The sequence below is a fragment of the Spirosoma oryzae genome, assembly GCF_003002825.1.
Classification (GTDB): domain Bacteria; phylum Bacteroidota; class Bacteroidia; order Cytophagales; family Spirosomataceae; genus Spirosoma; species Spirosoma oryzae.
Genome location: NZ_PVTE01000001.1, coordinates 1 through 20,155 on the forward strand (window position 1 = coordinate 1; position 20,155 = coordinate 20,155).

Genomic DNA, 20,155 nt, shown 5'->3' on the forward strand with positions numbered 1-20,155 from the left:
GTGAAAACGGGTTTGCATAAGCTCGTAGATTAGACACCTCAAGCTACGCACCGACTCTCACATTTACCTCAAAACGCCTTCCCCAAACAACCTCTTAGGGGGCGGGGGGTAAACAGGCTAGAACTTAACAGCCCTGCCCTTCAGGGGGCGGGGGGCAGGGCTGTTAAGTAAAGTCCAGCCAGTATCAATACTTGATCATCTCGTTCAGGACGGAGTCGAAAGCATCGGCGTCGACGCTGAATTCGCCCCGGAAGGGATTGTCCATGGCTGCCGTCAGGAAGAGCAGGGAACCCAGCAGCAGGCCGATCAGGGCCGAAAGGATGAGCTGCACCGCTATCCGCTGGGATACCAGAAACCAGGAAATGACGATAGTGATGACGGCCCCCAGAATCAGTACCCACCAGAGGAGCGGGGGGAGCGTCGCCTGACTACCGCGCAGCCGCAACCGATGGGCACGCAGCAGGTCGTTCAGCTGACTGACGACCTGACTGTGCATCAGCTCCATGCGTTTGTCGGGTGGGTTGTAGTCGGTGATGTGGCGCTTGAAGCTGCGCAGCACGTGGCTGCTTGCCTGTGAGATAACGCCCTGTCGGTGGGCGGGCCAGTCGGTGTCGATGACCCGGCGCGTGTACAACTTCAGTTCATCCTGGAATGCTTTCCGTTCGACACTGGGGTAGGTGGCTAAATCCTGATACAGGGCAGCGGTGATCGTGGCTTCGTCGTCGACTTCGTTCGATACGTCCTGGTAATTGCTCCAGACCCCCGCAGCGACCAGGCCAAGCAGAATGCCGTAGACGACTCCCGACGCCCCCAGAAAGTAACTGACCAGATCGTTGTGCTCCGAATAATCGTCACTTTTCGCCAGCGCGTGCGCCTGTGCCCAGGGGCGAACCAGCCATGAACCGGTTACGGAAAAAAGAACCGTCAGGCTGGCGCATAGCAGAAAGAACAGCCAGTTGGGTAAGTCGTAAATGAAATCCATCGTGTAGCGACCGGGTGGCTCACCAGCCAGCCCCATCAATCCATACTAAATCAAACGAATTATGTTTGACGGCTACAAGTGGGGGCTGTAAACCCCACCCAACCCCGCCTGCGTCGGTACGCCTTTGCTAACAACGAATCACGGCTGATGCACTGGCTTCCGCTGGTGCCGGCCGACCGGGTAACGGTAACCGAAGGGATATTGGATGGCGTGATGCAGGGTACGCTGCCGAACATGCCAACGGAAAAGACCTGACGAGCAACCGGGACGATAGCAGAACTACTTTGACCCGAAGGATTATTGGGCAGGCCCTCGTCGCAACGGCCGGGAGAGTAAAGGGGAACAAAAATCAGCTGATTATGAACAATCGTCACCCGACAATGCATCAACTTTCCGGGTGACGATCAATCGCTTGTCGCCGTTGAGCAAGGTCGTGGCAAATAGGTACCGATCCCCCCCCTCGCGCAGGCTGAGTTTCCTTCGTAGCTCGGCTACCGTTTGCGGAAAGTTACGCACCGCCAGATTTCCTTTCAGATCGGGTAGTATCGTTTGCAGTGACTTACGGTCGGGTTTAATGACCTGCTCGACCCGAAACGCCCGCCCCGGTACACCCGCTACAAACTGTTCGCTGGTATACAGATGACTGTTGGGGGCCAGTTTGGTCAGGCCGAATCGCTGCGCCAGCAAACGAAACGCGCCCGCTTTCAGTACGGCCGCGTTCGGTTCATACAGGTATGTCTGCGGGTCGCTAAACGACGCCACGGCCTCGGCCTCGTCGGTCAAGGTGAAGCGGAATATATCGTCGTGCTGCGCCAGCCGGTTGATCGCGACAAAGGCCGGATCTGCCGAAGCCGGAGCGGTATGATCGACTACGAGCAGCACTTCCTTAACTTCGCCCAGCACCGCTACGACGTGTATTTCCGCCGGGCCCAGTTGACGGATGGTTTGTTTCAGGTCGATCATGGGCGACACCTTCAGGAGCAGCTTCCGGCTTTTGCGGGCCAGAAAAGGAAGCAACGTCAGCACGTTGGGTTCGTACTCGTCCAGCAGAACCACCTTGCCGCCCCGTTCGTCGCGCCGGTGAGGATCGAGGTAAATCCAGTCAGCGGGTTCGGGCCGGCCGTCCAGCCACGCCAGTCCGTCACCCGTTTCGACCTGTACGTTCGTCGCGCCAAGCCGGGGCAGGTTATAAGCCGACAGCGATGCCAGTTCGGTACTGCGCTCCACATACACGACCGACGGCATCACCCGTGAAAACGCCCAGGTGTCGACGCCCATGCCCCCGGTGAGGTCAAGCAATAGATTTCCGTCGACGAGCGACGCCTTGTACGCAGCCGTTTGCTCCGACGATGCCTGCTCAACCGATAGCGCGGGCGGAAACAGCAGATCGGGATTGGCGTACCAAGTCGGGAGTTTGTAGCGGGCTTTCTGCCGGGCCGTTAGCTGTGCCGCCAGCATCCGAACGTCGAGGTCAGCCGGATGCTGACGCAGCAATAGCGCCGTAACGTCGTCGGTCAGGTGTTGCTCAATAAAGGCTTGCTCGTGTACTGATAGGGTTTTCACGGGTACTGGCAGAACGGGTAGATGCGTCAATCTGAGGGTAGTTTTTTGTTGTCGGCGCCGATACCGTTTATGCTGTTATAGAGAATGGTAGCGCGCTGTCGGGATCAGATGCGCGTCTCAGCGAATGGACAGCTGGTGTGGTTGTAATCATGGGTGATTCCGCAGCAAAAGTAGCGCCTTACTACGCATTTCTGACGATAGCGACGTTGGTGGGATTGCTACCGATCGGTTTCACGCTGTTGCGTCCTGGCCGAATCAGCCGCGCGTTGTCTGTCGCGAACGATGACACGCGGGAAAAAACATACGTTTCTATTGGGTCAACAGTACGAGTGACAATGTGATGATTGCGGGCAGCGCCTGCATGAAAAAGATGGACCGTTGGGCCGTAAGGGCACCATACGTCCCCGCTACGATGACGCAGCTCAGGAAGAAAACGGCAACGTTGGTATGCCAGATCGGGTCCTGAATAAACAGCGACCAGATCAGTCCGGCGGCCAGAAAACCGTTATACAGCCCCTGATTGGCGGCCAGACCTTTAGTTGGTTCGAACAGCTCCGGAGGGAGTGACCGGAACGTTTTTGGACCACGGCTTGTCCAGACAAACATTTCCAGCCACAAGATGTACAGATGCTCCAGGGCAACGACGGCGATCAGGATGTAGGAAAGTAAATGCATAGCTGGGTTTTTCGTGAACAGAACGCACGAAAATAGCTAATCTCTCTATTTGTCAGCCCGAGCCTGCGAGGGATGACAGAAATCCTCTTACTGGTTGACAGCTGATTATACAGTACTTACTTGAATCCGAACAGCAGCGGAAATACAAAGACGACTACGACGGCCCAGGCGCTGTACACCGGCAGGAAATACGCCATCGACCGGCTGATCGGTGACAGATCAGACCGCCGGGTAGTGACTTGCCAAAGCCGAAAGCCGACGAGCAGCAGATGGCAGAGTATCAGCACGTTGCTCCCCAGTACAGCGGCCCGGTTAGGCGTAATGCCCCATTCGGCAATACGAAACAGAATGGCCGACAAGGCAATACCGTTGATCAGTATCGTCACGATCGACAGCAGAAACAGAATCAGCAACTGAACGCGGTTCTGGTGGACGGAACCCGTCCCGGCGACGGAAAAAAAGATGAGTGCCATTACGCCGACCAGCAAGCCGTTGAATAGCAGCAGAAACGCCCGATCGTGGTACAGATTCTTCCCGGACGCAGTCATGGCCACGAGGTAGATCAGCAGCATGACCAGGGCGAACGGGCTGAACAGCCGGGCAATCACGGGGGAAACCTTACCAACGAGCGCCGGCTGAACCTGCGTCAGGTACGTAGCCACGATGGGTAGCGCTGCCAGGCTGCAAATCACGACGTAATTGCTATAGAAGCCGATGATGTTCCAGCCAATCAGGTTGAACAGATTGATTGTAATAGCCGTCGCCAGCCCGCAGGCCAGGAGCAGTACCGCCGTCATGACGACTAGTTCACCATTGTACCGCAGAAAGCCCAGCCAGTTGGCGTCGCGTCGTAGACGTCCGCCCGTGAACGTGAATCCCAGCAGCGACCACAGCCACAAAGGCAGGTGCAGGCAGGCCAGTATCAGGGTGTCGCTGGTGGGTGCCTGCGGGAGCCAGTTGATGTAAACGGCCGCCAACCCCATGAGTACGGCCAGTACAATACCGGTCTGTCGGGGAACGGTTTGCTTCCAGGCGAAGTAGCCAATCAACAGCGGAAACGCGATGAAACCGATGTTGCGTGGATAATAATAACCGGGTGCCAGCGACAGTATAGCGGGTAACTTGGCTAACAAAGCCGCTACAACCGAAGCCAGCAACACAACCACCCGGTCGCGGGGAGTGCCCCAGCTCAGCCCATCCGGATTGTAGCTAAGTCGTTCGTGCCAGGCTTTCGCCAGCAGGTTATTTTCTATCTGCGGATAGAGCGAGTCAAACGCTTTTCGGAAGGCCGGTTTATCCGCCCGGTACAACTGCTCCAGGTATTGGGGATTATCCAGATGGGCAAGTATATCGTTGTGCATAATTGCTGTTGCTAAAAGTACTTTGTAATACAAAGTTTACTGAAAAAGCGAATTATGCAATAGCCGCTGAAAAATTTGCTGCGGTGTAGCCCAGACTCGTACCGGCGACCTGGTCTAGGTCTGGTAGCCGCCGGGCTACACTTACCCGAGTTTGGGTTCCAGCCAGAGTGCGGTAAAGCAAAGCAGGATAAGGGCGAACCAGGCCCAGTCGGGAAGCTGTGCGGCTGGACCCGGTATCGACGCGGTTGCGGCTGGGCTAAACTGCTGATGGGCCAGGAGGAATCGGTCGAGCAGGGCGCGGCTGATGAGCGGCCTGGCGGGTTGATTGGCTTCGACGTAGAGGGCTAGTGTGTCCTGCACCGGTTGCCAGCCCGCTGCCGGAAAAAGCCCGCGACCCGCTGCCGATAGTTGATTCAAGGGCGAGACTGTCAGGCGGAGGGTGTCGGTTCCTACGCGTAGGGTCGTTGCCTTTCGAGTTGGGTTGTTGATCGTGATAAGTTGGTCGAGACCCTGTATCAACGGAGCGTCGACCTGTATCTCGTTCGTTTCGGTGCGCGACAGACGAGCCAGTACCGCCGTCCACAGGCGGGCGTAGGTCGTGCTGTCGCCACTTAGCGCGAGGGGGAATGTTTCGCTCAGTAAACTGATCCCAACGCGCCCCGGCTGCACGCGTCCGGCGGTTTGCTGCACGAAGACCGGAAAGCCCGTTACACTAAACTGATTCAGGTTATCGGTAAAGCGGTAGGGGAGTGCAGTCAGGCCGTTGCTCACCGGCACAAGCGGAGCGTTGGTGACCCGGCGCGCCTGCCAGCGACTACCCACGGCCTGATTGATGGTTCGACTGTCGATGTCGGGACTGGTCAGGTTGATGAACAGTACGGCCCGTCCGTCGGCAACGGCTTTGCGAATCTGCGCATTACCCGCATTGGCTGGTTCGGTGATCAGCAGGTCAGGCGTTTGGGCGCGGGCGGTTGTCGCCTGGTTGATGCTGACGCTGCTGCTGAGGTCTTTGGATAGCGTGGCCGCCACCGTCACTCTGTGCCCCTGCCGACCCAGCCAGTTTGCCAGCGTCTTGCTTTCAATATCGGGGCTGCTGAGCAGAAAATGAATGGTCAGGGGGGCAATGGGTCGGCTGAAGAAACGGAGCGTGTCGAGCGTTTTGTTGCCCAGCATCAGTTCAACCTGATTTTTGCCGCGCAGAAATGCCGGAAACTGAAGCGCGAACGAATGCGTACCGGCCGTCAGGTTCAGACTGTCGAGGGTTAGGTTGCCGTACCGGAGCCGCAGTCGTTGGGGTGTTGATACATTGACCAGACCGGTTACCCGCTGAAGTTCGCCCTGCCGAAGTACGCCATTCCAGTGGAGCCGTATCAGTTCATCCGGGGTCGGATAGGGGATGTGCCGCAGCGCCGACGAACTTAGCCGGGCCAGCACCGTCGACGGGAATTGATTCCCCACGATTGTCACCGAGTCATACGTGCCCGATAGCGTCCGGCTGGTCAGACGCTCGGGAATGCCCAGGCTATCCTGCAGGCGTCGGGCAAACGAGGTCGGTACGTCGTCGCCTACCAGCAGCACCTGCGTGGCTGGTTTGGCAATCGGCCAGCGGGGTTGTAGGATATAGCCCAGCAACACCAGCCACAGGAGCAGATTCAGCCCGAATCGTACCCCTTTGCGCATACGGGGTAAGGACGTGTTGCGACCGATAAGCCAGCCTTGTACGGCCAGTAGAACGACCAGCGCCAGCAGGCAAAACCAGGTAAGTGGCGTGTCCCAGTTGAGGGTTAGTTGCATAGGTTAACGGGCATGTCGCCAGAACGCCTGCCGAAGCGCGCGGTCGCTCGCATACGACGGGCCGGTCCGTTCCGACGCACCCGTCAGGGCGTACAGTTTAGTTTTCAGGCTTATTTTCTCGGCGTCGGTGAGGGGTTTGTTACCGACCAGCTTTTGCAGGATGGCCAGCACCGACCAATTGGCCAGGCTACTGTTGATCGCCCGGTTGGCCAGCGTATTGCCCAACTGACGGGCCTGCTGCCGCTGCGACGCACTAAGCGATGGCTGATCCAGCGACCCGAGTACGCCCGCAGCCAGGGTGCTGATTTGCTGCTGACTATACTGCCGTTCCTGCGTAAAGGCGTTGGTTACGTTTTTCAGCTCACCGGTCAGCCGGGTTTCTTTTTCCTTTGTCTCGGGGGGCGTAAAGCCGGTTTTACGGACAAACGACCGGGCCTTTTGCTGCGACATCTTCAGGTATTTGAGCGCTTCCTGTTCGTAGGGCAGTGCCTTCTCGGGTTCGTACAGCCGCAGTTGCAGTTCCGACTCCCACATATTTTCGAGCGCCATTTTCAGCAACGAACGCGTCGACTGTTCGTGGAAGGTGTTGGTTTCGGCATCGTCGTGGTTGTGCGTGTATTGAGCGATCAGCGCGGCCAACGGGTCCTGACTGCCGTCGGAACTGCCCCCTCCGCCATGATTATGGCCGTCGTCGGCGCTGTGGGCGGTTGGGTTTGCCGGTTGCGCGCTGCCGCCCTCGCCCCCGTTCTGCTTGTGCATCTGTGCCTGAATGGCGGCCATCCCCGCTACCACGACGCCGTCTTTGTTGGTGGGGATGGGGGGCGACCCGTCGCCACCGATGTTTTTCTCGAACTCTTCCCCCAGAAACTGCCCGTACCGGAGCCGCAGCGCTTTCTGGTCGAAGCCGATCTCGTTCGACTGACTGTTAAATGCCTTCGGTGGCAGCTTTTTACGACCAGCGATTAGCTTTTCGGTGTCGATGATGATCTGCCGCTGACTACGGAAATAATCGGGCATCACGTTCATGGCCATAGTGGCCAACTCGCTGTCGTCTACTTTCGCCGTGTCTTTGTACACCAGAAAATAGGTGTCCGACTTCGTGAAGTTCGGTTCGGGTTGGCGGTTGTCGAAGGCCGACCAATAGTAATACAGCTCGTCGCCGGGTGCGAATTGCAGGGCGCGCAGGTCCAGCGTTTTGGTCAGTCGGGCGTCGTGGAAGTTGGTGGGCGTGAGTGGCATCTTGACCTCCCGGAACTTGACGTTCTCCCCCGAGCCCCGGGCAATCGTGGCGACCAGAAACGCCTGCGACACGCTGAAGTCGTCGGACACGCGGGCGGCTACCGTCAGCAGTTTCGGGTCGTTGAGGTAGTGGTACTTGTACAACTCCTTGGATGTCGTTTCAATCTTGGGGGCCAGATCGGGACGGGCGTCCAGCCGGTAAAAGTCGGATTGATAAATGACCGAGTCACGCTTGTTATCGGCCTGCCAGTACGCTTTGATCGCGTACAGCCCCGAATTGATCAGCCGATCCTGGTAGGTGAACTGTCCGTTCGTCAGGCGAAACGGTACCTCCTGCCCCTGACTGCTCACCAGTCGAAGCGTCAGTCGCTGTGGGGTGCCCGGCGTGGACTCGCCCGGCGTGGATTCGCCCGGCGTGGATTCGCTGAACCGAATCGTCCAGGTCAGCAGGGAGCCAGTCACGCCCGACGCATTCAGGTTTGTCGACCGGGTGTCGGGCAGGCGAGTGTAGGCAGGGGGGTGGATTTGCAAGTGCGCAGAGACAAGCGTCGGGACAGCTGCTGCCTGGCGAGTGCTATCGGTCAGTACTGCCGTCGTACGCTGGGACTGGTTCGGCTGACTCGACTGGTTCAGCAGCGGGTACAGGGTGTACACCGCCAGACCGCCCAGTAAGACCAGGCCGTAGGGCGCGATGTTCGCCCAGAGCACCACCGGGGTACGGACTTGTTGTACCTGCTGATTCAGTCGGTCGAGTTGCAGTTCTTCGGCCAGATTGAGCTGCGGTTTGGTGAGCAGGGGCAGGCTGTATTCGGCATCGCCGATGGTCTGGTGGATGAGCCGGATAGCCTCCTGTTTCTTGTCCTGGTGAAGCTTGTTCAGGTACACGCCCAGTGCGAAACTCGCCAGTCCGGCCAGCAGCGGCCATGTCAGCGGAGACGGGACAAACGTAGCCACCAGCAGGTAGCCCGCAGCCGCCAGCATCAGGCTACCCAGCAACGCGTTGGCGTATAGCTGGTAAGTAACCGACGCGATAAGCCGTTTGAGTTCGTTCATACGTTCGTAGGGCGGGTCGCTCGCTCCCGGACCGTGCCGGAGAGGGCTAACCAGCGTTCAAGAATGACCATGCTGATGAAAAGCAGTACGAATAGCTGTTGCCAATCGGTCGCTGCCTGTTTGGGAACGGGCTGCCCGGGTGTGAACAGCGACCGTAACGCCTGCTGACTGAGCGGTGCCGTGGTGGTGTTCAGATAGAACTGAGCCAGCAACTGCATCCCCAGCCATTCGGGTAACTGCCCGGTTTCGACAAGCGTTGATGTCGTTGGCGTCAGTACGTCGTTGGTATACACAACGTTCGCCATGGCTGCATCCATAGCGACCCCCGTGGATGCGCCCACCTTAGTGCTGACTGGCGAGACGATATACCGGGTCGACGCCATACGCTGAGCCGGTAGCTGATCGGTGAGTACCCAACTGTAGGCACGGCCGGGCACGGGGCGGTCATCCAACTGAAAGTCAATGCCGTACACGTCGGTCAGGGCGGCAAGAGCAGCCTGTACGGTTTGCTTCTCCCGCTCATTCCGGTAGCCGAGTAGCGTCGGTACGGGACCCGTATGCGCGGGCGATGGTGCCAGCCGAACCGAGCCGTCCGGTGTAGCGGTGCTGGTCAGTTGACCCGCCCGGTTGATATACAGTCGCCGGTCGTTGTTGACCAGCAGATAGGGGCGGGGTGACTGACTGGAATCGATAACGGTATGCAGAGCAAAGCGCGTCGGGACGGCGATGATCGGCAGGGTAGCCAGCGTCGGTGTATTCGTCGCGTAGAGTTGCAGGCTGATTGGTTGGGTGCTGAGCCGGGAAATGGCTGTTTGCAGAACCAGCGGGTTAAACTCGGTCTGCGCCGGCAGCGTCAGGGCCGGGGGGACAGGCGGCAAGGCCGGGGTTGCCCAAACCACGCGCTCCTTTCGTTTCAGGGCCTCGCTTAATTCGAACCGAAAATTGGCGACCACGGCCGCCGACGGCTGCACTAGGTGTACAGTCTGGACAATAGGCGGCTTCGACAGTGAGGGCAGCATCGGTCGGGCCAGCAGAACCGTCAGCAATACCACCAGCAGGCAGCGTACCAGCAGTAGCCACCGATCGTCGAGCCGGAGGCCCCGGCTTTGCTGCTGTTGCTTTTCCTCAAGCCAGCCCGTAGCGGCCCAGGGCAGCGGCTTTCCCTGCTTGCGGTGCCAGAAATGGATGGCGATCGGTATCACGACCGCCAGCGCCCCCCACAGCATGTATGGCTCGTTCATGGTTAGGTTTAATTTTCGGTATTCGGTTTTCAGTGTACGGTTTACGGCGGCAGCCAATCGGTCGCGTTGCGCCCACCCGGACCTGGAGGTCCAGGCTACACGCTCGCGTCAGCCACCGTAAACTGAATACCGCATACCGTAAACTATGCCAATAAAAACTGCTTCAGCACCAGCGCGATCGGGTCGCTTAGCCGAACCCGGATCAGCCTGACGTGCGGAATGCGTAATTTCTCGTCCAGTTGATTTAGGTACTCGGCGGCTCGCTGACGCACCGTATCACGGACGGCGTCGGCCTCGATCTCCAGTTCCCGGCCGGTCTCCAGATCCTGGAACCGGTAGAACCCCTGTAGGGAGAAATCCAGCTCCTGATCGCCCAGCAACTGAAAAATGACGATCTCCCGCCGGGGTCCGGCTACGCGCTGAATCAAATTCACCCATTCGTTGTCGACCTGTAAAAAGTCGGATGCCAGCACCAGCATTTCGCTTTGCTTGCGGCTGAACTCGGGAAACGATGTCGCTGTGCTTTGCCAGGTACCCGATGCCGTTATCGATTCGAGTGTGGCAATGATTTTCTGCACGGACTGCTTCCCCGCCGGAACGACCGGCTGAACCGCTCCGTCGTGCAGTGTGTACAGGCTGACCTGATCGCCCTGCCGGTTGGCCAGGTACGCCAGCGACGCCAGTAGTATCCGGGCGTAGTTGAGTCGACTGATGCCGTTCTCGGCGTAGTTCATCGAGCCCGACTGGTCGAGAACGAACCGAATCTGCTGATTGCTTTCCGTGGCCGACTCCCGAACCAGATACTGATTCGATTTGGCAAACAACTTCCAGTCGATGCGCTTGGGGTCGTCGCCGGGTACGTAGTGTCGAAACTGTTCAAACTCCGTCCCGATCCCCGACCGCTGACTCGTCTGAATCCCCAGCAGCAACTCGTCGCTGACCAGTTTGCCGGCCAGTTGCAGGTTGTTTAGTTTGATGAGTTCGGTCGTAAGCATTTTCGGTGATCTGTTTTCGGTATACGGTTTACGGTGGTTCGTAGCGGCAGCTACCGTAAACCGTATACCGAAAACCGTAAACTATTATCCAATCTTCACCTCCGTCAGTAGCTGCCGGATGACGTGGTCGTTGGTGATGCCCTCGGCGTCGGCGCGGAAGTTGAGCGCAATCCGGTGGCGCAACACGGGGTAGGCCAGCGTATGAATGTCGTCGGGGATAACCGAAAACCGCTCGTTGAGTACCGCCCGCGCCTTGGCACATAACACCAGCGCCTGCCCCGCCCGTGGCCCCGCGCCCCACTGACTCCACTGCTTCACGAACGCCGAGGGCGTACCGTCGGGGCGGGTGGCGCGAACCAGCCGGTTGATCGATACGAGCAGGTCGTCGCTGATGTGCACCTGCCGGGTCAGCCGTTGCAGGTCGATGATGTCCTGGTCCGACAGGACGGTCTGTAACTGCGGACGGTCGGTGCCAGTGGTACTTTTCAGGACAGTGAGTTCCTCCTGCTCGGCGGGGTAGCTGAGCTTGATATACAGCAGAAAGCGGTCGAGCTGGGCTTCGGGTAGCGGGTACGTTCCGGCCTGCTCGATGGGGTTTTGCGTAGCAATAATCAGGAACGGTTTCGGTAGGGGGTAGTCGTTACCACCATACGTCACCCGGTATTCCTGCATGGCTTCCAGCATGGCCGCCTGCGTTTTGGGGGGCGTTCGGTTGATCTCGTCGGCCAGGACGACATTGGCGAAAATGGGCCCCTGATTGAAGACAAACACCTTGCGGCCCGTCTCATGGTCGTCTTCCAGAATCTCCGTGCCGACAATGTCGCCGGGCATCAGGTCGGGCGTAAACTGGATGCGTTTGAAACGCATCGCCAGCGCGTCGGACATGGTCTTGACCATCAGCGTCTTGGCCAGGCCGGGTACGCCTTCCAGCAGGCAATGGCCACCCGCTAGTAAGGCAATCAACACCTCACTGATGGCTTCCTGCTGTCCGATGATGACCTTGCCGATTTCGCTCCGGAGCTGGGGGAGCCTGGCCACCAGCGCTTTGTAATGGGTTTTGTCTACAGTTTCCAAGGATTCAGTTTCAGGTTGTATGTTGCTTTAAACACGGAGTGACAGAGGCTTTCACAGAGAAAAAGAGATCGCTGTAGTCGCCGTGTACTTCGCTGTTATGCCGTGTTCAGGCCGTCAGGGCATAGGTCACGATGTTGACGCCGAAGCGGGTATTGTCTTCGGCCAGAAACCGTTTGTTCCGAAAGTCGTAATCCCACTCGCAGCCGTAGTCTTTGTTGCTGTACAATACCCCGATGCGCCCGTTAATCAGAATCGCTTTCAGATAGTCGTGTACGAGGTCGTCGCCCCAGCCGTTCAACTCGAAGGAAGTCGTCGGTGGACCGTCGTCAAACGTAAAGAAGCAGGAGTAGAGCGGGTGGTTATTCGGAATTTTTTGCAGGGCTTTGGGGCCAAACGTGCGGGCCATTTCCTGCTCGAAGGACTTGGCAAACAGCCCGTCGATGTCGTGGTTGCAATCATCGACGAAGACAAAGCCCCCATTCTGCACGTACCGTTTGAAGTTGTCGCGTTCCTTCGCCGAAAACTCGACCAGCTTGTGGCCGCTGAGGTAGCAGAACGGACTTTTAAACAGGTCGGGGCTGCTCAACTGAACCACCTTTTCCTTCTGATCGACGGGTAGCGTCGTGTATTCCACCAGCGAATGCATCAGGTTCGACGGCATGCGCTGATCGGTATCCCAGTCGCCGGAGGTATATTGAATACGGGTGAAAAAGAAGGGCTTCAAGATCGTTTGTTGAGTAAGTCCCGCAAACGGGTTCGCTGTAAGGGATTGGCAAAAGCGACAGGCTTACCGGTCTGTCCTGTTCATCAGTGATTTGAGGGTGGTCAGGTTGACGTCTTTGTCGAAAATGGCGCGAACCGGAATCGTAAAGCCAGGTACGGTCAGCGCCGTCAGTGTATCATCTACATACAGCGTGTTGGCCACGGCAAATGCCATCGTCGCTTCGTCCAATTGATACTGTTCGACTGATTTTCGGACGGGATCGATGATCCAGTATTCGCCGACACCGTGGGCCGCGTAGTCCTCAAATTTGATTCCGCGATCACGACCCGTAGTGCTTTTAGACAGGACTTCCACGATCAGATCCGGGGCGGGGTGCTCCATTTGATCGGCCTCGAATAAATCGGCGGTTTCCTTGTTCCAGTAGCAGATGTCCGGCTCATAATCGTTACGGGTCAACCCGATAAGCGCTTTCTCCGAGTCGACAGCGCCCAGCTCATGCAGGTGGACATAGACGCGAAGCAGGGTCGTTAAGTTCTGCGTCGCGTCCAGATGCCGGCGTTTGACGGGGGAGTGCATGATGACGTCGCCGTTGATGAATTCGGCCTTGACATCGTCGCGCAGCCACTCGCGGAATGCCCGACGACGCTGGGCTTCATCGGCCAGGATGGCTTGTGCTCGTTCGATGACGAGTTTGGCATCCGGTGCTTCCAAAAGGTCGTGAACGCGGCTGTTGATCATAGCAATTCAATCGGCGGTGGTGGCTATTATTTCTACATGATGAAGATACGACGAATCCGGCGAAACCGCCAGCTATACCGCATCGGACAGGCTGGTGAACGTAAACTCCCGGATTTTCATCGGTGGAATCAGGTGGTTGCTGAACGATTCCGTGCTGACCGTCCGCTCCGGCTTACCCAGGGCGTCGAGGTTGTTGAGCATGATGATCGGACTCTCGTTGAAGCGGAAGTTCTTAATAGGGAATTTGATCCGGCCGTTTTCGATGTAGAAGGTCCCGTCGCGGGTCAGGCCCGTGTACAGCATGGTTTGCGGGTCGACCGGACGGATGTACCAGAGTTTGGTGACGAGGATACCGCGTGGCGTCGTCCGAATCATGTCTTCCAGTGATGAATTGCCGCCCAGCATAATCAGGTTACCGGGATACGGCGTAGCTTTCCTGCCGGTTTTTTGTGCCCAGTACCGGCTGTACGCCAGATTTTTGACCACGCCTTTCTCGATCCACATCGTTTTCTCCTGCGGACGACCATCGCCCGACCAGGGGGATGCGGGTAGTTCGGGGTTGGTCGGGTCGGAATAGATCGTCACCCGGTCGTCGACGATTTTATCCCCCAGCCGCGATTTACCCCCGGCCTTGCTGAAGTAGGAGCGGCCTTCGTCGGCCGAGCGGGCGTCGAGGTCGGCGTAGATGTTTTCGATCAGTACCGCCCCCGCCGTGGGTTCGAGAATGACGGTGTACTTGCCGGGTTCGAGCGCCCGCGCGTCGGCCGATGCCTGCGCTTTCTGCATGGCGATACGGGTCGCCGAGGATGTGTCGAGTTTGGTAAAGTCGCTATAGCCACGGGTTACGTAGCCCGATCCCCTGCCGTCGGGTGTGCGTACCGTCAGCGAGAAATTGACGTTCGTGCTGGGGTAATAGGCGAACAGTCCTTTCGAATTCATCATTGCCCTCATCCCGTAGCTGTCTTCCAGAAAGCCCGCACCAACCAGGTTTGCGTCGCGGGTCAGGGTCAGGCTTTTGCCGGCGGCAGCAGCCCGGTCGGCCGACGAAATGCTGGCCGTCGAGTCGAAAAAGCCGTTCGCCTTCAGATACTGCTGCGGGCCGAGTACGCCTACGTACTCCGGGTTTTCGGGAGCCAGCCGGGCCAGTTCTTCCGACCGGCGGACAACTTTCTCCAACGACGCGTCGTCGAATTCATCGATCGTCGCGACACCGACTCTTTTGCCGAACGCCGATTGAACGGCCAGGTTTCTATTGGTCACCGATCCGCTGGTCGACACCTCGTTACGAGCGTAGCGCAGGTTGCCCCGTTCTTCGCTCAGGAGGTTGACTTCGCATTCGTCGGCTTTTGAATAACTCAGAACTTTGGTCAGCAGAGCTTTAGCCTCTGCTTCAGTGAGAATGGTCATAGGGGTGGGCGGGGTTACGGGAGTACGGTTTACGGTATTCGGTTTAGGTGGTACTTGTAGCCTGGACCTCCAGGTCCGGGTGGGCGCGAAGCGACCAAATAGCTGCCGCCTGCAAAAGTTGCCCTGTCGGGCACCCGGACCTGGAGGTCCAGGCTACACTAGCCACCGTACTCCGATTTAAATTTTCCGGGCGGTGTTAATGACGTTGACGCCTTTGAAACGGGCGGTAGTACTGCCGTGCGAAACGGCGTTCGACTGCATGGGCTGGCCCTTTCCGTCGAAGAACGCACCCCCCAGCCGGAAGTCGCGCTGATCGCAGACGGCCACGCAGGAGTTCCAGAACTCGCGCGTGTTCGACTGATAGGCTACGTCTTTGAGCATGCCCACGATCTGCCCGTTTTTGATCTCGTAGAAGAGTTGTCCGCCAAACTGGAAGTTGTAGCGCTGCTGGTCGATGGAAAACGAACCGTCACCAATGATGTAAACACCCTTCTCGACGTCCTTGATCATCTCGGCCACCGACAGGGGTGTTTTACCGGCTGCCAGCGACACGTTGGCCATGCGCTGAAACTGTACGGAACTCCAGCTGTCGGCGTAGCAACAACCCTGCGAGTGGGTTTCACCGATGATGTGCACCTGATCGCGGATGGCCTGGTAGTTGACCAGAATACCGTCTTTGACCAGGTCCCAGCGCTGGGTTTCGACACCCTCATCGTCCCAGCCGACAGCGCCCAGTGAGTTAGGCTGTGTTTTGTCGGCGAAGAAGTTGACGAGTTTGCTACCGTACTGGAAATTTTTCGACTCCCACTTATCAAGCGTCGCGAAAGACGTACCGGCGAAGTTGGCTTCGTAGCCCAGCACGCGGTCGAGTTCCAGGGGGTGCCCCACCGATTCGTGGATGGTCAGCCAGGTATGCGAGGGGTCGAGGACCAGATCATACTTGCCCGCTTCGACCGATTTCGCCGACAGCTTCTGCTTAGCCTGTTTAGCCGCTGCGGTGATATCTTCCAGTATGTCGTAACCCATGTTATAGCGAGTCGTGATACCGGTTATCTTGTCGGTCGGGTTGGCTTGCAGGTAGTCGTAGCTCATACCCATGGGCGCGCTCAGCGCCTGCCGGGTTTCGAACTTGCCCGTTTTCGGATCGATGGCCGTGACGGTAAACGTAGGCCAGATCCGGTGAATGTCCTGGTCGGCGTAAGTGCCGTCGGTTGACGCAAAGTACTTCTGCTCATTCACCAGAAAAAGCTGCGAGTTAACGAAGTTGGCCCCGTTCTTCAGGGCCGCCGAATTAGCCGTCAGCAACAGATCCGCTTTCTCTTTTATGGGTACTTCGAAGGCATTGGTTTTGATGGGCGCTTTCCAACTTACCTCACCGAATCCTTTCTGCGGAGCCAGTTGCACGGGCGTCTTCATCAGGGTTGCGTTGGCTTTGGCAATGGAAACGGCTTTCTCGGCGGCCTTTGCCATGTCTGTTTCGGACCGGGCATCGACAATGGCGGCAAAACCCCAGCAGCCATCGGCGATGACCCGAACCCCCACGCCAAACGACTCGGTGTTAATCAGGTTCTCGACCTTGTCTTCGCGGGTGATGACGAACTGATTGAGGTAGCGACCGATGCGCACATCGGCGTAGGTAGCGCCCTTACTTTTGGCGGCATTGAGGGCTGCGTCGGCCAGGCGCTTTTTGACTGACACATCCAAGCCCGGCTCCAGTAGCGCTTCGGGCGCAACGGTGCGGGAAAAGGCGGGTAACGATGGCAGGAGCAGACTGCCCGCGCCCATACCCGTTAACTGAATAAACTGACGACGATCCAAGTGGGTGGGAATTTGTGGTTTTCGATATACGGTTTACAGTTTTCGGTATACGGTTCTCGGTGCAGCCCAAGTCACGTTGGCGGACCGGTCCAGGTTACAGTCGCGCCAGCCACTGTGTGACGGACCGCGCCACGGTGGCGACCACCGCGTGGCGACCACCGCGTGGCCGCCGTAAACCGTATACTGAATACCGTAAACTAAACGGCATCTGATAAACTGGTGAACGTAAAGTCGCGGATTTTCATCGGGGGAATCAGGTTACCGCCCGACCGGACGGGTTTGCCCAGGGCTTCGAGGTTGTTGAGCATGATGACCGGGCTTTCGTTGAAGCGGAAATTCTTGACGGGGAATTTGATCTGTCCGTTCTCGATATAAAACGTCCCGTCGCGGGTTAGGCCGGTATAGAGCAGCGTCTGCGGGTCGACGGCGCGAATGTACCACAGACGTGTGACGAGAATGCCTTTTTCCGTGCCCTTGATCATGTCGAGCAGCGACTGGTTTCCGCCCTGCACGATGAATCCCGCCGGGCCGGGAATCGGCTTGACGCCTTTCTTGTCGGCCCAGTACCGCGAGTGGGGTATGTTCTTGACGACGCCGTTCTCGATCCAGGTCGTTTTTTCCTGGGGTAGTCCATCGTTGCCGCCACCACCCCCGAAGCGGCCACCGCCCCCACCACCTCCACCGCCAAACGGCGATAGCGGAAGCTCACTGTTCATGGGATCGGTATAGATCGTGACGCGCTCGTCGAAGAGCCGTTCGCCCTGACGCGTGCCGCCCCCTTTCTTGCTCAAAAACGAACGACCTTCGTCGGCCGAGCGAGCGTCCATGCTGCGCATCATATTCTGCAACAGTTCGACCGAAGCCGTGGGTTCGAGAATAACGGTATACTTGCCGGGTTCGAGCGCCCGCGCATTCACCGACGCGAGGGCTTTCTGCATGGCCACTTCGGTGGTGCTGCGCGTATTCAGCTTGCCGACGTCGGTGAAATCGGGTCGGGCGTACCCCGAGCCGGTACCGTCGGCGGTACGGACCGTGACAGAAAAGTCGACGTTGGTCGCTTTGTTGTAGCCGAATAACCCTTTACTGTTGCCAATGGCCGAAAAACCGGTAGTGTCTTCCATGTAGCCGGCGGCCGTGAGGTTTTTCTTGCGGCAGGGATCGATACTATCGAAGGTTGCCTGCGCCCGGAAGTCCGGGTCGATTTTCGCGGTGCTGTCGGCAAACGTCTGCGGGTCCAGGTACTGCTGTGGCCCCAGCATAGGCATGTATTCGGGATTCTCCGGAGCCAGCCGGGCAATCTCTTCGGCCCGCCGGACGGTTTTTTCCAGCGACGCGTTGTCGAATTCGTTGATGGTCGCCGTACCCGCTTTTTTGCCGAAAACGGCCGTTATCGCCAGACTCAGGTTATCCGACTCACCACTGGTCGACACGGCGTTGCGGGCGTAGCGGATGTTGCCCCGTCGACTACCCGACAGGTTGGCGCTCAGCTCGTCGGCCTTCGAGAAGGACAGTACCTTGTCGATGATCTGCCTGGCTTCTTCTTTGGACAGTATGGGCATAGAGGAAGGGGGTAAGGTGTTCGGTATATGGTTTACGGTTTACGGTGGTTGCCGGCGTGTAGCCTGGACCCCCAGGTCCGGGTGGGCGCAAAGCGACCAAATAGCTGCCGCCTGCATAAGTTGCTTTGACGGATGCCCTGTTGCATCTACCACTCCTGCAACGTTGGGCTTCCGCCTGCAAGAGTTGCCCTGACGGGCACCCGGACCTGGAGGTCCAGGCTACACGCCGGCGGTAGCCACTGTAAACTGTAAACCGTATACCGAACACCGATTTAGATTTTCCGGGCGGTGTTGATGACATTGACGCCTTTGAAACGGGCCGTGGCGCTGCCGTGCGAAACGGCGCTGCTTTGGGACGGTTGTCCTTTCCCATCGCTGAACGCACCCCCCAGCCGGTAATCGCTCTCGTCGCAGACGGCTACGCAGGAGTTCCAGAACTCACGGGTGTTGGCCTGATAGGCGACGTCTTTGAGCATACCCACGATTTGTCCGTTCTTGATTTCGTAGAACAACTGACCGCCGAACTGGAAGTTGTAGCGCTGCTGATCGATGGAGAACGAACCGTCGCCGATGATGTAGATGCCTTTGTCGACACCCTTGATCATATCCTGTACCGACAGCGGGGTTTTACCCGGTGCCAGCGATACGTTCGGCATGCGCTGGAACTGCACCGAACTCCAGTTGTCGGCGTAGCAGCAGCCCTGCGATTCTTTCTCGCCAATGATGTGTACCTGATCGCGGATAGCCTGGTAGTTGACCAGAATGCCGTCTTTCACCAGATCCCAGCGTTTGGTTTTGACGCCCTCGTCGTCCCAGCCGACGGCCCCCAGCGAACCAGTCTGCGTTTTGTCGGCGAAGAAGTTGACGACCGGGCTACCGTAGTTAAAGTTCTTCGACTTCCACTTGTCGAGCGTGACAAACGATGTACCGGCGTAGTTGGCTTCGTAACCCAGCACGCGGTCGAGTTCCAGGGGGTGTCCCACCGACTCGTGGATAGTCAGCCAGGTGTGCGAGGGGTCGAGGACCAGATCATACTTACCCGCTTCGACCGATTTCGCCGACAGCTTTTCCTTGGCCTGCTTGGCTGCTGCGGTGATGTCTTCGAGCATGTCGTAGCCCATGTTGTAGCGGGTCGTGACGCCCCCTACCTTGTCAGACGGGTTCACCTGTAGGTACTCGTAGCCCATTCCCATTGGAGCGCTGAGTGAGTCGCGGGTGGCAAACCGGCCGTTCTGCGGATCGACAGCCGTAACGGTGAAGTTGGGTCCGATCCGGTGAATGTCCTGATCGGCGTAGGTCCCGTCGGTCGACGCAAAGTACTTCTGCTCGTTGATTTGCAGCAGCACGTTGTTGACGAAGTTGGCCCCGTTTTTCATCGCAGCCGCGTTACAGGCCAGCAACAGTTCGACCTTTTCCTTGACCGGCACTTCGAAGGCGTTTTTCTTGATCGGTGCTTTCCAGCTTACCTCGCCAAACCCCTGTTGGGGTGCCAGTTGAACCGGCTCGGTCAGCAGACGGGCGTTGGCTTTCGCGATGGCTACGGCCGTCTCAGCCGCTTTGGCGACTACTGACTCGTCGCGGGCGTCGCCCACCGAGGCAAAGCCCCAGCATCCATTGGCAATGACCCGGACGCCCACGCCAAACGACTCCGAGTTAACGATGCCCTGTACTTTATTTTCGCGCGTCAGTACAGACTGGTTGAGGTAGCGGCCAATGCGTACGTCGGCGTAGGTAGCGCCTTTGGCTTTGGCAGCATTGAGGGCTGCGTCGGCCAGTCGTTTTTTAACGGTTATATCCAGACCCGGTTCCAGCAGCGCTTCGGGGGCTACCGTACGGGCGAAAGCGGGTACCGCCGGCATCATCATGCCCAGCGCGCCCATACTCATCAATTGGTTAAAATCGCGTCGTTTCAAGGTTGTGAAGAAGTTTAAG

General features: G+C 58.0%; 16 protein-coding genes. 1 reads left to right on the forward strand and 15 read right to left on the reverse strand.

What is annotated here, in order from left to right:
- Positions 1-184: 184 nt before the first annotated feature.
- Positions 185-982: a bestrophin-like domain gene (locus CLV58_RS00005; RefSeq protein ID WP_170108612.1), complete on the reverse strand. Its 798-nt coding sequence runs from the start codon at positions 980-982 to the stop codon at positions 185-187.
- A 78-nt stretch (positions 983-1,060) separates the two neighbouring features.
- Between CLV58_RS00005 and CLV58_RS28610 the strand changes: the two genes are divergently transcribed.
- Positions 1,061-1,237: a hypothetical protein gene (locus CLV58_RS28610; RefSeq protein ID WP_211300795.1), complete on the forward strand. Its 177-nt coding sequence runs from the start codon at positions 1,061-1,063 to the stop codon at positions 1,235-1,237.
- A 102-nt stretch (positions 1,238-1,339) separates the two neighbouring features.
- Here CLV58_RS28610 and CLV58_RS00010 read toward each other — a convergent pair whose 3' ends face one another.
- The 14 genes from CLV58_RS00010 to CLV58_RS00075 form a co-directional block, all read right to left on the reverse strand.
- Positions 1,340-2,545, reverse strand: a complete 1,206-nt coding sequence (locus CLV58_RS00010) for a THUMP-like domain-containing protein (protein ID WP_106136099.1) — start codon at positions 2,543-2,545, stop codon at positions 1,340-1,342.
- Positions 2,546-2,854: 309 nt separating this feature from the next.
- Positions 2,855-3,220 (reverse strand): DUF1304 domain-containing protein, encoded by a 366-nt coding sequence (locus CLV58_RS00015; RefSeq protein WP_106135717.1) that lies wholly within the window; start codon positions 3,218-3,220, stop codon positions 2,855-2,857.
- 116 nt (positions 3,221-3,336) lie between these two features.
- On the reverse strand, positions 3,337-4,581 hold the full coding sequence (locus tag CLV58_RS00020; RefSeq protein WP_106135718.1) for a hypothetical protein: 1,245 nt from the start codon (positions 4,579-4,581) through the stop codon (positions 3,337-3,339).
- A gap of 141 nt (positions 4,582-4,722) precedes the next feature.
- The gene (locus tag CLV58_RS00025) at positions 4,723-6,375 is read right to left on the reverse strand and encodes a hypothetical protein (RefSeq protein ID WP_106135719.1); all 1,653 of its coding nucleotides are present in this window, start codon (positions 6,373-6,375) and stop codon (positions 4,723-4,725) included.
- 3 nt (positions 6,376-6,378) lie between these two features.
- Complete coding sequence (locus CLV58_RS00030; protein WP_106135720.1) at positions 6,379-8,667, reverse strand: hypothetical protein; 2,289 nt, start codon at positions 8,665-8,667, stop codon at positions 6,379-6,381.
- The gene (locus tag CLV58_RS00035) at positions 8,664-9,908 is read right to left on the reverse strand and encodes a BatA domain-containing protein (protein ID WP_106136100.1); all 1,245 of its coding nucleotides are present in this window, start codon (positions 9,906-9,908) and stop codon (positions 8,664-8,666) included. Before CLV58_RS00035 ends, CLV58_RS00030 begins: the two co-directional genes overlap by 4 nt.
- A 143-nt stretch (positions 9,909-10,051) precedes the next feature.
- Positions 10,052-10,903: a DUF58 domain-containing protein gene (locus tag CLV58_RS00040; protein ID WP_106135721.1), complete on the reverse strand. Its 852-nt coding sequence runs from the start codon at positions 10,901-10,903 to the stop codon at positions 10,052-10,054.
- An 84-nt stretch (positions 10,904-10,987) separates the two neighbouring features.
- Positions 10,988-11,977: an AAA family ATPase gene (locus CLV58_RS00045; protein ID WP_106135722.1), complete on the reverse strand. Its 990-nt coding sequence runs from the start codon at positions 11,975-11,977 to the stop codon at positions 10,988-10,990.
- Between the two features lie 106 nt (positions 11,978-12,083).
- Positions 12,084-12,701: a DUF4159 domain-containing protein gene (locus tag CLV58_RS00050; protein WP_106135723.1), complete on the reverse strand. Its 618-nt coding sequence runs from the start codon at positions 12,699-12,701 to the stop codon at positions 12,084-12,086.
- A gap of 63 nt (positions 12,702-12,764) precedes the next feature.
- Positions 12,765-13,439: a Uma2 family endonuclease gene (locus tag CLV58_RS00055; RefSeq protein ID WP_106135724.1), complete on the reverse strand. Its 675-nt coding sequence runs from the start codon at positions 13,437-13,439 to the stop codon at positions 12,765-12,767.
- A 72-nt stretch (positions 13,440-13,511) separates the two neighbouring features.
- Positions 13,512-14,846: a TldD/PmbA family protein gene (locus CLV58_RS00060; RefSeq protein WP_106135725.1), complete on the reverse strand. Its 1,335-nt coding sequence runs from the start codon at positions 14,844-14,846 to the stop codon at positions 13,512-13,514.
- A 177-nt stretch (positions 14,847-15,023) separates the two neighbouring features.
- On the reverse strand, positions 15,024-16,664 hold the full coding sequence (locus tag CLV58_RS00065; RefSeq protein WP_106135726.1) for a TldD/PmbA family protein: 1,641 nt from the start codon (positions 16,662-16,664) through the stop codon (positions 15,024-15,026).
- A 197-nt stretch (positions 16,665-16,861) separates the two neighbouring features.
- Complete coding sequence (locus CLV58_RS00070; protein ID WP_106135727.1) at positions 16,862-18,223, reverse strand: TldD/PmbA family protein; 1,362 nt, start codon at positions 18,221-18,223, stop codon at positions 16,862-16,864.
- A 272-nt stretch (positions 18,224-18,495) separates the two neighbouring features.
- Positions 18,496-20,103: a TldD/PmbA family protein gene (locus CLV58_RS00075; RefSeq protein WP_211300808.1), complete on the reverse strand. Its 1,608-nt coding sequence runs from the start codon at positions 20,101-20,103 to the stop codon at positions 18,496-18,498.
- Positions 20,104-20,155: the final 52 nt, after the last annotated feature.

What these genes read in the sequence shown, in the direction of transcription:
- CLV58_RS00070 (WP_106135727.1), bottom strand. Translation starts at nt 18,223, where the DNA reads ATGCCCATACTGTCCAAAGAAGAAGCCAGGCAGATCATCGACAAGGTA.
- CLV58_RS00055 (WP_106135724.1), bottom strand. Translation starts at nt 13,439, where the DNA reads ATGATCAACAGCCGCGTTCACGACCTTTTGGAAGCACCGGATGCCAAA.
- CLV58_RS00075 (WP_211300808.1), bottom strand. Translation starts at nt 20,103, where the DNA reads ATGGGCGCGCTGGGCATGATGATGCCGGCGGTACCCGCTTTCGCCCGT.
- CLV58_RS00025 (WP_106135719.1), bottom strand. Translation starts at nt 6,375, where the DNA reads ATGCAACTAACCCTCAACTGGGACACGCCACTTACCTGGTTTTGCCTG.
- CLV58_RS00015 (WP_106135717.1), bottom strand. Translation starts at nt 3,220, where the DNA reads ATGCATTTACTTTCCTACATCCTGATCGCCGTCGTTGCCCTGGAGCAT.
- CLV58_RS00005 (WP_170108612.1), bottom strand. Translation starts at nt 982, where the DNA reads ATGGATTTCATTTACGACTTACCCAACTGGCTGTTCTTTCTGCTATGC.
- CLV58_RS00040 (WP_106135721.1), bottom strand. Translation starts at nt 10,903, where the DNA reads ATGCTTACGACCGAACTCATCAAACTAAACAACCTGCAACTGGCCGGC.
- CLV58_RS00060 (WP_106135725.1), bottom strand. Translation starts at nt 14,846, where the DNA reads ATGACCATTCTCACTGAAGCAGAGGCTAAAGCTCTGCTGACCAAAGTT.
- CLV58_RS00020 (WP_106135718.1), bottom strand. Translation starts at nt 4,581, where the DNA reads ATGCACAACGATATACTTGCCCATCTGGATAATCCCCAATACCTGGAG.
- CLV58_RS00035 (WP_106136100.1), bottom strand. Translation starts at nt 9,908, where the DNA reads ATGAACGAGCCATACATGCTGTGGGGGGCGCTGGCGGTCGTGATACCG.
- CLV58_RS00030 (WP_106135720.1), bottom strand. Translation starts at nt 8,667, where the DNA reads ATGAACGAACTCAAACGGCTTATCGCGTCGGTTACTTACCAGCTATAC.